10 protein-coding genes are annotated in these 12,890 nt (G+C 44.8%); 8 read left to right on the top strand and 2 right to left on the bottom strand.

What is annotated here, in order from left to right; all coding sequences use genetic code 11:
• Positions 1 to 75: 75 nt before the first annotated feature.
• Positions 76 to 2,160 carry a penicillin-binding protein PBP4(5) gene (locus tag BMY78_RS29430; protein WP_177185919.1) on the top strand — a complete coding sequence of 695 codons (2,085 nt, stop codon included), beginning with the start codon at positions 76 to 78 and terminating at the stop codon, positions 2,158 to 2,160.
• A gap of 108 nt (positions 2,161 to 2,268) precedes the next feature.
• On the opposite strand, the gene BMY78_RS29425 is transcribed toward BMY78_RS29430, so the two are convergent.
• On the bottom strand, positions 2,269 to 3,024 hold the full coding sequence (locus tag BMY78_RS29425; protein ID WP_090904775.1) for a class I SAM-dependent methyltransferase: 756 nt from the start codon (positions 3,022 to 3,024) through the stop codon (positions 2,269 to 2,271).
• 305 nt (positions 3,025 to 3,329) lie between these two features.
• Between BMY78_RS29425 and BMY78_RS29420 the strand changes: the two genes are divergently transcribed.
• From BMY78_RS29420 to BMY78_RS29390, 7 genes are all read left to right on the top strand, one after another.
• Positions 3,330 to 4,574, top strand: coding sequence for an FxLYD domain-containing protein (locus BMY78_RS29420; RefSeq protein ID WP_090904774.1), 1,245 nt, complete (start codon positions 3,330 to 3,332; stop codon positions 4,572 to 4,574).
• 14 nt (positions 4,575 to 4,588) lie between these two features.
• Positions 4,589 to 5,743, top strand: coding sequence for a trypsin-like peptidase domain-containing protein (locus BMY78_RS29415; protein WP_090904773.1), 1,155 nt, complete (start codon positions 4,589 to 4,591; stop codon positions 5,741 to 5,743).
• A gap of 120 nt (positions 5,744 to 5,863) precedes the next feature.
• Positions 5,864 to 6,463: a TetR/AcrR family transcriptional regulator gene (locus tag BMY78_RS29410; protein WP_090904923.1), complete on the top strand. Its 600-nt coding sequence runs from the start codon at positions 5,864 to 5,866 to the stop codon at positions 6,461 to 6,463.
• A gap of 32 nt (positions 6,464 to 6,495) precedes the next feature.
• Positions 6,496 to 7,716, top strand: a complete 1,221-nt coding sequence (locus tag BMY78_RS29405; RefSeq protein ID WP_090904772.1) for an MFS transporter — start codon at positions 6,496 to 6,498, stop codon at positions 7,714 to 7,716.
• A gap of 143 nt (positions 7,717 to 7,859) precedes the next feature.
• Positions 7,860 to 8,027: a DUF3934 family protein gene (locus tag BMY78_RS29400; protein WP_090904771.1), complete on the top strand. Its 168-nt coding sequence runs from the start codon at positions 7,860 to 7,862 to the stop codon at positions 8,025 to 8,027.
• A 166-nt stretch (positions 8,028 to 8,193) separates the two neighbouring features.
• Entirely contained in the window at positions 8,194 to 8,625 is a 432-nt protein-coding gene (locus tag BMY78_RS29395) for a MarR family winged helix-turn-helix transcriptional regulator (protein ID WP_177185918.1), read from the top strand.
• 80 nt (positions 8,626 to 8,705) lie between these two features.
• The gene (locus BMY78_RS29390; protein WP_090904769.1) at positions 8,706 to 9,878 is read left to right on the top strand and encodes a YhgE/Pip domain-containing protein; all 1,173 of its coding nucleotides are present in this window, start codon (positions 8,706 to 8,708) and stop codon (positions 9,876 to 9,878) included.
• A 173-nt stretch (positions 9,879 to 10,051) separates the two neighbouring features.
• Here BMY78_RS29390 and BMY78_RS29385 read toward each other — a convergent pair whose 3' ends face one another.
• Positions 10,052 to 11,818, bottom strand: coding sequence for a methyl-accepting chemotaxis protein (locus BMY78_RS29385; RefSeq protein ID WP_090904768.1), 1,767 nt, complete (start codon positions 11,816 to 11,818; stop codon positions 10,052 to 10,054).
• Between the last annotated feature and the right edge of the window lie 1,072 nt (positions 11,819 to 12,890).

The following is a 12,890-nucleotide window of genomic DNA, read 5'->3' as shown; positions in this document are numbered from 1 at the left end:
GATAAATTCGTCAGATTTGTTCCATTGTTTAATTGAGGCTGGAAATCTATAGTGTATATTAGAGGTGATATGATTATGAAATCGAAACGTAAAATTATTTATGGACTGCTTCCCATCTTATTTGCGGGTGGAATCGGAATGTACTTATACATGCAGAATAGCAAAACAGAGGAAGTTAAGCCTGAGGTAACCGTTAATCAGTACATAGAGCATTTGCAAAAGAAAGAATTTGATCAACTGTACACCTTGATGACGCCTGCTTCATTGAAAGAGTCCGGCATGAACCGTGAGCAATTTGTGGAAAAATATAACGCGATCTATTCGGGCATGGAGGTTTCTGCAATTAAGGCAGAATTGAAACCGAAAGTAATCGAAGAGACAACGGATGGCACGGGTAATGACAATAAAAACCAAAACCCGGATGCCTATGAAGTGGACTACAGCCTGCAGTTAACGACCTTCCTGGGAGAAGTGGCCGAGACACATACACTGAAACTGGTGCGTGAAGAGCTTGAGGAGGGTGGCAAAGTCTGGCGGATCAACTGGAAGCCATCCATGATTCTGACTGACATGGTCAAGGGAAGCAAAGTTCGGGTTAGAACCCTTTTCCCGGAACGTGGGGACATTGTTGATCGTGAAGGGCTGCCCCTTGCAACCAAGGGGAATATATACGAGTGGGGCATCATACCGGAGAAGCTGGGAGAAAATCCGGAGCCGATGATCGCCCGGATCGCGGAGCATTACAAAGTAACAGAAGCTATGATCAACACCGCGCTTGCACAGAAATGGGTGAAGCCGGAATATTTTGTCCCGATTGCTTCAACAGAGGACTCCCGGGTGCCTGCAGCACTGGCTGGTGTGCAGGTTCAATCCAAGGAAATACGATACTATCCTCTTGGTGAGGCTGCTGCTCATTTGATCGGTTATGTGCGCAAGGCCACCAAAGAAGATTTGGAGAAAGATACAGAAGGCTATTATCGTGCGGAAGATTGGATTGGCAAAGCTGGACTGGAGCAATCCCTGGAGAAGCAGCTTCGCGGCGAACGGGGTGGCCTGATCGAGATTACCGATGAATCGGGAAATACTCGTTCAGAGCTTATCCGCAAGGATGCAGTAGATGGCCAGAATATCCAACTGACGATCAGCTCCGAGCAACAGCGTAAACTGTATAAGACACTATCGAGTGGTGGTGACGCCGGTGCGATGGTGCTGATGAATCCGACGGACGGCAATCTACTGGCTCTGGCAAGTGCGCCTGCCTATAATCCGAACAAGATGGTTACGGGACTGACACAGGCTGAGTGGGATGCCTATTCAGCAGATGAGAAGCTTCCTTTTATCACTAGGTTTACGAATCGTTATGCACCAGGGTCAACCTTCAAAGCCATTACGGCAGCGGCAGGTCTGATGGAGAAGGTTACCACAGCGGACAAATCGCATGATATCTCTGGTCTGCAATGGCGTAAGGATGAGAGCTGGGGCGGTTATTATGTGAAACGTGTGAAAAGTGTATCCCCGGTGAACATGGTTGATGCGCTGGTCTACTCAGACAATATTTATTTTGCGAAGGAAGCGGTTGAGATGGGCAGCGCCAAGTTCATAGAGGGCATCCAGAAGTTCGGTTTTGGAGACAACTTTGGACTGGATGAACTGTATTTGAAACCAAGTCAGTATGCAAACGAGGCTCATCTCGATCTGTCATCCGAGGTGCTGCTCGCTGACACATCCTATGGACAGGGAGAAATGTTGATGTCGCCAATTCATCTGGCGTCCTCCTTCACCCCTTTTATTAATGAAGGAAAAATGGTGAAGCCTGTCCTGATAGAGGAAAAGGAAACCGTCGAACCGGAAGTTGTGATTACACCTGAAGTCGCGAATACGGTGAAGGATGCCTTGGGCCAGGTGGTGACCCGATCGGGAGGAACGGCTCATTCCTTGAACTCACTCCCTGAAGGACTGGCAGCTAAGACAGGGACTGCCGAGCTGAAGGCCAAGAAGGGTGAGAAAGGACAGGAGAACGGTTTTGTGGTGGTGTTTGATACCGAATCACCATCCTTCCTTATAGCCGCGGTCATTGAACAAGTGAACGGACGAGGCGGCAGTCATTATGTTTTGGACAAATTAAAGCCTTTCCTGGAGAAAAAGGGAGTAACGCAGTAATTGGATGGATTGCGATTTACGATGTATCTTTAGTATTTGAAGAGCCCATCCACCATTCATGTTACCAGAATGGTGGATGGGCTTTATTTTGCCTTTATGTTATAAGATTTATTTCCGAGCAGTCAGCATAAAACGTGCCGAGTTCGTTCGAATCCCTTTATCGCAGCGATTTTGCTCAACAAACTGTTGGAAACGCTCTAAGTCGGATTCCTTCTCTCCAAAATCGGGAATGATCGGTGCATGGGTCAGCAGGAAAAGTAGATCATCAGGCGTGGCGTAATATTCTGTTGCGTTATATTCGTACGCCTCAATGTCTTGAAAACCCGCTTCGCGAAGTTCGCGTTTGTATCGTTCCATTAATGTGCCAGGCTGAACGCCCAGTGACTGTCCACGGTCAAAAGCCTTTGAGAGATTATACTTATCATGTTCACTGACTTGTTGGGTAAGGAATACACCGCCATCGGCCAATACTCTGAATACTTCTGTAGCGCAGAAGTCGCAGTGTCTGGAGGACACGACATTAAAGAATTGATCTGGAAATGTCAGTTGCTCTGCATTCATATGCACAAAACGGACATTCGAACGGGAACCAGATGCCTTGAGATTACGCTGGGCAGTCTCAATCATTCCCCGGGAAAGGTCTATTCCAACCAATAATAGTGCAGCATCCGCGATGGAAAGAACAGCTTCTCCCCCACCTGTGCCAATATCAAGCAATAGATCTGACGGTTGGGTGCAGCGTGTAACTTCCTCGTAGAAGTTCCATCCAATGCCCTCAGAAGTCACTTTCAGGGAGCTGAAGTCCCAGCCATTCAATCGCCCAATACGTTCGTAAAAAGTAGTATAGTCCATCTTTTTCTTCATTATATGATTCCTCCAATGTGAGTTCTTGATTCTAGACAGATGTTGTGCCAAATCGTTATGATTAGATGCCGAACAGGCTCAAAAGGGCAGACGTATCCCATGTTAGCTGGTACGCGTTTTGGCCCAGCCCGACGACTAATTACTTCGAACGATTGGGAACGACATCCGTGTCACCTCACAGTTTGGAATGCATCCATTATACACCATAAAGATATGGTGCAATTTACCTTTTTACTATATGATAAGTGTCGATTCATGTAAAAATAGCATAGGATACATACGTTCTTTTTGATGGAGGGATCAGGGTGTATTGTCACGTATGTGGGACCAAAAGCAGTCTAGGGGACAGCACATGTAGAAAGTGTAGAACGAAATTAAAAGGTTCAAGCTCTACCGATGAACAGATTTGGGCAGAAACAGCGGTTGGTCTGGAGAGTGGGACGGGAAAAGCATTAGATCCGTTATCCAGACAGCATCAGTCTGCACCAAAGCAGAGCAACACGGCACAAGGCCGAGCATTTAGCTGGATCATTCCACTGCTCTTGGCTGCGGTGATGGGGGCTTTGTTGACTTATTATTACAAGCAGGAGATGGGTGTCAATGCGGCGGTAAAATCACTGCATCAACAGGCAGAGCAGGCAGCCTTGGACGGAAAATATCAAGAGGCGCTTCAACTTCTGGATTCGGCTCTTGCGAAACGGCCAAACGTGGATGGACTTGTACAGGATCGTCAAATTACAGCCAAAGCTTTCAATCTGATGAATCAGCTGAACAAAGCTGCGACAAGTTTGAAAACGGGGAAACTTGCTGCCGGCGACAAGACGCTTCAGGCTGTAGCAAAAGTGTTGAAAGAGCGAGAAGAACCGGTTTTTGCCAAGGTGCGGACGACTCTAAATAACAACAAGGTGACACTGGCTGTTCTGAAGGTGAAGAGAGAAATCGATAGTTTGACCACCGTACAGGCACTGGCTGAGAAATTGGACACTGTATCGAAATTGAAAGGCAAGGAAGCAGAGGCGGTTCAGAAACAAATTATCGACAAGCTGGCTGGTCTTAGCTATAAGCAAGCTGAACAGCAAGTGAAGAAAAAGGATTTTACGGCTGCATTGCAAACCGTTGATCAGGGGTTGTCCTACGCTCCGGAGGATGAAAAACTGACAGCATATCGCGAACGAGTATTGAGTGAGAAGAAGGCTTTTGAAAAAGCAGAAGCCGAACGAATTCAACTTGCTGAGCAACAGGCAGCAGAAGAAGACCTGACGAACCGCACAGCAGCGGTGAGCATTGTAGACGTAGAAGCGACGCTTGATATGTATGGCGATCTGTATATAAGCGGCTCAATCGTGAATAATGCCACTCGGCCTATCTCTTCCGTAACGGTTATGTTGGACATCTACAGCTCAGACGGGGCATACCTTGGTCAAACCTATGCGGATGTATATCCAAGCTGGCTTGAAGTAGGGGATCAGGGATTTTTTGAAACGTATTATTATGGTGTGTACGAGGAAGCGGAAGTTTCTGTAGTGAACGCAACGTGGTATCTGGAATAGGAGGACAGGTTGGAATGGCCAAACGAACATGGAGTACGATTATCTCCAGTGCAATCATTATTGGAGCGGGAGCAGGAGGTGTGTTCTGGATTCATCAGTATTCAGCAGATCAACTGCAGGATGGAGGACCAAGACTGGCTGTTGTCACTACGAAGGAAACGGCAACCACAACGTCTAAACCGTCCTCCCAGACAACCGTGAAGAAAACACGTAAACAGATTATTGAAGACAGTCAGAAGAAAGTGGTTACGATTGAGAGCAGCAGTGGACTGGGCTCCGGTTTTCTCTACAATGATCAGGGTGATGTGGTAACCAATGCTCACGTGGTGGAGGGCTCGAAAGAAGTAACGATTCGAACCCTCAATCATGAGGAGTATAAAGGAACCGTTATCGGGATTGGGGAAGAGACGGATGTTGCTGTCGTCAGGGTGCCTGATCTGAAAAAAGTTAAACCGCTGCCTATCGCCAAATCCAAAGCAGAGACGGGAGATGAGATTCTCGCTCTGGGCAGTCCGCTAGGTCTGGAGAACACCGTAACTACAGGCATTATCAGCGGTGTGGGCCGCAGCTTCGAAATTGCCCCATATATCTATAGTAATCTGTATCAAATCTCGGCGCCCATTACACACGGCAACAGCGGTGGCCCGCTGATCAGTGCAGAAACCGGTGAAGTACTGGGCATTAATTCAGCCGTTGTGGAGCAGGAAGGCGGAATCGGGTTCAGCATTCCCATCACCAGCGTGTTGAAGCAGGTCCAGGCCTGGTCTGAGAAACCGTCATCGTCTAAAACGGCCGTTCAGACGAGTGGCAATCAGGGAGCGGGATCAAATTCAGCTTCTTTGGAAGCAGAGGGCCTGGTGACCGAATTTTATATGAACCTGAATCTGAACGACTATGTTACCGCGTATGCCTTGCTTGGCAGTGAGTGGCAGAGCGGGATAAGTTATGCCAAGTTCCGTGAAGGTTACATCAACACCAGTTATGTTACCATCGCCGAAGTTTCGTCCTCGGATAAGTCAAATGATGAAATAGAGGTCACTGCTGTTATAACAGCGGATGAACGAAAAGACGGTGAATTGGTCACCACGAAATATAAGGTTACGTATCAGGTCGGATATGAAAATGGACAACTGAAAATACTTCATGGTCAAGGGAAAAAAGTGAAATAAAGTGTGGAGGGAGAATGGGCCAGGAGGCCGATTCTCCTTTTTGATTGCTTAAGTTTGATGGTTCTGTTAAAATACAGAACGAACGTTCAGTATGCAAGAGGCGGAGTGAAATGGATGAGTATGAATAAAAAGCAAATTCAAACCGAGCAGACCAAGAAGAAACTTGCGGATGCCTCAAGAGCTCTTTTTGTGCAAAAAGGGTATAAAGCAACCTCCATTGAAGATATTGTGGCTGCGACAGGCAGCAGTAAAGGCAATATCTATTACCATTTTAAAAGCAAGGAAGGCCTCTTTCTGTATCTGATTGATGAGTGGGATCGGGAATGGGAAGAGAATTGGGCGGCCAAGGAACATCTGTATCATACCTCTACCGAGAAGATCTACGGCTTGGCAGAACAATTAATCCTCGATGATATGAATCACCCGCTTACGAAGGCGGCAGATGAGTTCTTTACCGGAGAAAAGAAAGAAAATGATATTGAAGAACGCATAGCTTTGATGTTTGAGCGGCATATTCAATTTAACAAACAATTGGTGGAGCAGGGGATAGAGAGCGGAGAGTTCAAGGCGGACAACGCAGACAATCTTGCGCTCATTCTGGAAAGCACCATCATTGGACTTAGTCAGCTGTCGCGCGGAATGGAGCCAGAACAGGCTCTTGCCTTGTACCGCCAAGCGGCTAGCGTATTCTTGTATGGAATAGCAAAAGAAAAATCTTAAAGCAACATTTTGACAACACGGAGGATGGAATCATGGCATTACTTACACGGAACAGGGGCGCATTGCTGCTGTTAATGTTTAATATTTTTCTCGTTTTTACAGGTATAGGTCTTGTGGTACCTATTATGCCTGCGTATATGGATCTACTGCATATCACCGGGTTCACGGTTGGTTTGCTGGTAGCAGCATTCTCCTTCACGCAGTTTCTGTTTTCTCCAGTTGCGGGCCGTTGGTCTGACATCTTGGGGCGTAAAAAAATTATTGTTGGCGGCATGTTAATCTTTGCTGTATCGGAGTTCATGTTTGGTGCTGTGAATGCACCATCGCTGCTCTTCGCAGCCCGGATGCTTGGAGGAATCGGTGCAGCGATGATCTTCCCAGCAGTTATGGCCTATACCGCAGATATTACGACAGAAGAAGAACGCGGTAAAGGTATGGGATTAATTAATGCGGCAATTACTACAGGTTTTATCATTGGTCCGGGGATCGGCGGATATATCGCTGACTTTGGCATTCGGATTCCTTTCTATGCCGCAGGTATTGCAGGTTTGCTGGCATCCATCATTACCCTGATTATTTTGCCGGAATCGACCAGAATTACCGGAGAGCAAACCAAACCTGTTGCGGGTGCACCGAAGGTCAAAAGCCCGGGTATGGTTTCCCAGTTGCTGCATTCGTACCGGGAGCCTTACTTTTTCAGTTTAATTATCGTATTTGTCATGGCGTTTGGTCTGGCTAACTATGAGACGGTCTTTTCTCTGTTTGTGGATCACAAATTTGGCTTCACCACCAAGGATATTGCATTCATAATTACGTTTGGTTCCATTGCGGGAGCCGTGGTGCAGGTCTCACTGATTGGCTGGCTGTTAAACCGGTTTGGTGAGAAAAAAGTCATTTCGGTCTGCTTGCTTTTTGTGGCTGTATTTGTGCTATTGACCTTGTTTGTAAATACCTACTGGATGATTCTTGTCGTAACGTTTATCGTCTTCCTTGGTATGGATATATTGCGTCCGGCAATCAGTACGCAGATGTCCAAACTGGCGGAAGAACAACAAGGCTTTGTGGCCGGATTGAACTCAGCCTATACAAGTTTGGGGAATATCGCAGGTCCAATTGTAGCGGGAGCACTGTTTGATGTGAATATCAACTATCCTTACGTTTCAGCAGCTGTTGTTCTGGCAATCTGTTTCCTGTTATCTTTGCGGGTGTTAAGAGGAGTTAACTCCACAGGTAATGCTAAGGCTGAAATGTAAGCCTGACTTCTGGAAATGAACGTAAAGACGTCAAACTTTGTTATAATAAGAAATGCTGGAAGTGAAGAAGATGGGCTGGGTTGCATAACAAGTTACCGAGGACGGTCATTTTTAAGCATATACAGGATTATTGGAGTGATAACATGAGCAAAGCAAAAGGAAAAGGTGGCACCGGCCGCGGTACCGGCAAAAAAGGCTGGAACCGTTGGCAAGCCGCCGCTAACCGGGCGAAAAGTGCCCCGAAGCCTTACAAAAGTAAAGGTACAAAGAAGAAGGACGATACCGAAACTTCAAGTGGCAAGCCCGAGTAAGTATGGCTTGACGATGCCAGAGGAGAGAGCTGCCTGACTAACGGGTGGGTCTCTTTTTGTTTAGAGATATAAAAAAATTAAATTGACAGTAGTGTAGATCTGGTAATAATATAGAGCTTACGCAAATTAGATGGTAGTGCTACTATATAGAGAAAGGAGCATCAGCATGCCTGTTAATATGGATGAAAATCCACTTGGACTTATTCTCTCACGTACTTATCTGGCATACAAAAAAACAACAACCAGAAATCTGAGCGAACAGGATATTACTCCCGAACAATTTGCAGTTCTGAATGAATTGAGCAAGGCTGGAAGCCATATATCACAGAAAAAACTGGCTGAATTAACAGTTCGGGACCAGACAACGGTAGGCAAAATTATAGACAAGTTGATTCGCAAAGGTCTGGTGACGAGAGAAGAAGATCCACAGGATCGCAGAGCGGTTTTACTTTGTTTGACGGCGGAAGGACTGGAAATGAATAACGTTCTGACACCAAAGGCAAAACAGCAAGAGCAAGAGGCACTTGCCGAATGTTCCCCTGAAGAGCTTGATGTATTCATGAATGTGATGAATCGCATCTATGAAAAGATGAAATAAATTTTTTTGACCAAATATGTGCATGTGCATATATATGCAGTGCAATTATTTTAATTTTAACTAATGGGAGTCGTGAACGAATGAAAAGCTTCAAAGATTTTCTTAAAGTGCCACAGACAAAAATAGGATTGGTTTTTGCATTGATTGTTCCGCTGTTATTTGTTGTGATCTGGATGACGGGTTATCATCAAGCCACGGAGAGAGTGGATCAACTTCAAGTTGCTCTGGTGAACGAAGATGGGACACAGGGAACAGAGGTGCAGAAGCAGATTGAAACGCTCGCGCCTTTCCATGTCAATGTACTGGGTTCTGCCGAGGAAGCTGAGCAACAGATGAATGCAGGTAACTATGCGATGGTTATTGTTATTCCGGAAGGATTCACTGACCGGATTGAAGGTGGTACAGAGGCGAATTTATCCTTTTATATCAATCAGGGAAATGCCGATGTAGCCAAATCCATTGTAGAACACGCGGCGACTGGAATGACTACACAAATAGGTCAAGGGATTTTGGAATCCAAGGTTCAAGTGACACTCAATAACGATAGTATAAACAGCGAAGATTTAAGTGCAGCCATTGGACAAGCGATGGCGAAGATGAATGAAGGGCCTGTGAAGGCTGAAATTAATAAAACGAACAGTGTAAGTGATTTTGCAACATCGATGCTGCCCATGATTCTGGGTTTTATCACCTATATTGCCACCATGACTATGAATATTCAGTTCAATATTACGTCGAACATCATGAAGCGTAACCATTCCAAATGGGAAATCTTCTGGGGACGGCAAGTGCTGCTGTTGTGTATAGCTGTAATCGTTCCCCTTATTGTGGATACGGTGGCTCTTCAGTTTACGGATGTGGCGAGTTCCTTCGGCGCTTTGTATCTCTATCATGTGCTCGTATGTCTGGCTTGTATCTGTTTTACACAAATGAGTTTTGCCCTGTTTGGCAATGCAGGCCCTCTATTTAATGTGGCGATGGTTCCACTCCAGTTGATGACAGCGGGAAGTATCATTCCAGCCGAGATGCTGGCGCCATTCTACCGTTATATAGGGAACTTTCTGCCCGCTTCCAATGGGGTACAGGGCTTTATGCGTTTGATCTATAGTGGAGAAGCTGTGGGTGGGTTCATGCTAAATCTTCTGTTGATCTCGGCTGTAACGTGGGGAATTACGCTGCTTCGTGTAGGTTTACAAAAAGAAGCAGCACAACAAGCTTCAGTGTCCCCTGCAGCAGTGCAGACTCAGCATTAAGGTTGTATTTTATAACAATGTAATGACCATATTAAAAAGCGATTCACGAAGATTTAAACCTTCGTGAATCGCTTTTTACATAAGAAAAGCCATACTCAAACGGCAGCATCCAAGATTTAAAATTGGAGCGCCGGCTGAATCTGGCTTGAAAGGTGATGAATAATAAAAGTGATTCAGTTTGCTCTTACTTTAAAGAAGGAGATCAGTTCTTGCAATTGGCCCGATACAGCCGAGAGTTCATCAGAGGCGGCCACAATGGAAGCCATGGATGATTCCTGTTCAGCAATGGATTGCTCAATCTGTTTGCTGCTATGTGCTGCTTTGCTGACGCTCGCAGACAACTCATCCGCAGTAGCGGACATTTCCTGTGTGCTGGCGGATATTTCTTCGGTAGAGCTGGAGATATCCTGAATTTGGTTAGCAACTTTGTTCGTAGCTGTCAAAATATCTTCAAAGAATTGACCCGTCTCCATGGTAACCTGAGAGCCCTTCTCCACTTCTTGAGAGCCAAGGTGCATAGCTTCGGCAGATTGAAGGATATCGCGTTGAATTCCGTCAATTAAGGTACGAATCTGTTTGGCAGAGTCCTGGGACTGTTCAGCGAGCTTGCGGACTTCTCCTGCGACAACCGCAAATCCTTTTCCTTCCTCACCAACACGAGCCGCCTCAATGGAAGCATTTAGTGCGAGCAAATTAGTCTGATCTGCAATTTGTGTAATCATATTGACGATGCTGCTAATTTCGTTCGAGCGGCTTTCCAAAGACTGTATCGATTCCGACGTGTGCTTCACTGCACCTGAGATCAGTCTCATCTGTTCAACCACTTGTTGCATAATCTCATGACCTGTATTAGAACGTTCTTCCATGCTTGATGCCTCATCCGCAACATCTGCAGAACTGCTGGCAATCGTCTGCACAACGGTAGACATTTCTGTCATTGCTCGGGCACTTTCCACGCTGGCCTGATCCTGGGAGCGAAGGCCGTGAGAGATGTCCCGGATATTGCTGCTGATCATCTGGATATTATCATTATTTTTCTCGGAAATATCTAATAATTTCTTGGATGAGTCAGAGAGGTGATAGGATGTCGTTTGCACTTTGAACATCGTGTCATTGAATCGCTGAATCATCGTATTGAATTTTTGATTAATAATTCCCAGATCATCCCGTCCGGTGTGAATGCTTACATCCAGATTGCCTGAGCTCGCAGCCTCAATACCTTTCATAAGGTCACGGATTGGCTTAAGTGTTTTCTTCAATAGAACATACTGAAGTACCATAAACACGATCAGGAAAACGATCAGAAAAATACTACTGTATGTAATCAGTTTATGAAGTCCTTTTGGAACTGCGCTTGCATCAACATCAAAGTATATTGCTGCATAGGTATTGCCCTCGGCATTCTTGATGGGATACATAATTGTTGTCCAAGTGCCATAATCGTCGGTATAAAAGCTACTGAATCCAGGCTCACTGTCTACTTTCATATCCTCAAGAGCTTCGACAATTTGTGAGGATAAGGGATACATAGTACCTGCTGCCATATTGCCTTCTTCGAAGGACTCAACGAGACTGGTTGGAATCGCGATAATGGAGGTCTCATTTCCCTTTTCCAACTCTGTTCCAAAAATATAGGCCTGGGCGATATTGGGATAGAGTTCATGGATGGAATCCAGATAATCTCGAATTACCTTTTGGGCAGTCCCGTCATAGTTTTTCTCATTCGCTGCTTCAAGAACCTTGCTTGTATCCAGATCATCAGACCATTTCTGCGTCGTTACCTCAGCCTGATCATATAACTGTTGAATCAAAATGCTTTTTTGGAACTGATATCCGGCTGTAATTAAAATAACGCCAATTAGCGTAATGCTGCCGAATGAAATAACGAGATTTTTAGCAAAGAAGGGAAGAGTACTCCACCGTATCTTATCTAACAACATAGTTCACTCCTTTTTCAAATTGTGAGTATCTGGATGCGCGTTCGCTCAACGCATGGTGCTTTGTATCCATGTGATATATCGTAATAGGGTTAGATTAATGTTAGTTTTTGAATGAAAATGATGCTTTAGTACCAAGGTTTTCAGAATTTTCCTCATTTCTTTCATTAATATGTTCATTATTAAAAAAATGCGCAAATCTATAACGGCAATTTCTTAGAAGATTGGGCAATTAAATGCCAAAAAGGAATAAGCTCCCTTCATTTCAAGAAGTGAATTTTGCTTAACATGTATATACATAAAGGGAAGAGAGATTTAGATTGAAATAAAGATATGCGCAACTATGAAATACATTAATACGCAAAATGACTCTAAACGAGACTTGGCGAATATAGAAAAGTTCCCTGTACGATATCCTAATACTGTAATGAAAGACAGCAGTACATAGATGAAGCTACTTAATAAGTAGTGACTTTAATGAAGAAAAGTTTTTACGGCCCTACGAGACAAACTGTTTATTAGAGCTTACGCGTTGGGTTTGCAGTCAATATAGGCTATCCTATAGAACGCATAGAGCGTATCGCGAGATTCCGTTAGCTTAACAACCGCTGGAGTATATGTATAACTAGGAGAGTAGATTAACTAAATGTAGTGAAATAAATTAATTTATATTATGGGTTGTAATTAGTATTAGAACATGATATATTATTAATCCGGCCAAGAAAACACGAGAAACATGGTGCGGCAAGCAAATGAAATAATCTTCGAAAGAAACTTAAAAAAATGCTTGCAAAGTTGGTTTGGACGTGATAATATATAAGAGTTGCTGAAGAGAACAACGACGGCGACGCAAAGAAGTTTGATCTTTGAAAACTGAACAACGAGTGAGTAACGATCTTGGTTGCAAGATCGACGCTGAGAAATCGGTACAAGCCTTCGGGCTGTATGCTTTCAAAGCAAAATAAATGAGATTTTTAATCTCGTCAGTTTCAAAATGAGCTTATCGCTCTTTTCAATACTTTATTGGAGAGTTTGATCCTGGCTCAGGACGAACGCTGGCGGCATGCCTAATACA

Origin of the sequence: Paenibacillus sp. OK076 (assembly GCF_900110055.1) — a bacterium.
In the GTDB taxonomy this organism is placed as follows: Bacteria; Bacillota; Bacilli; order Paenibacillales; family Paenibacillaceae; genus Paenibacillus.
Note: the sequence above shows the minus strand (reverse complement) of the source record. Positions and strands in the feature narration are given on the sequence as shown.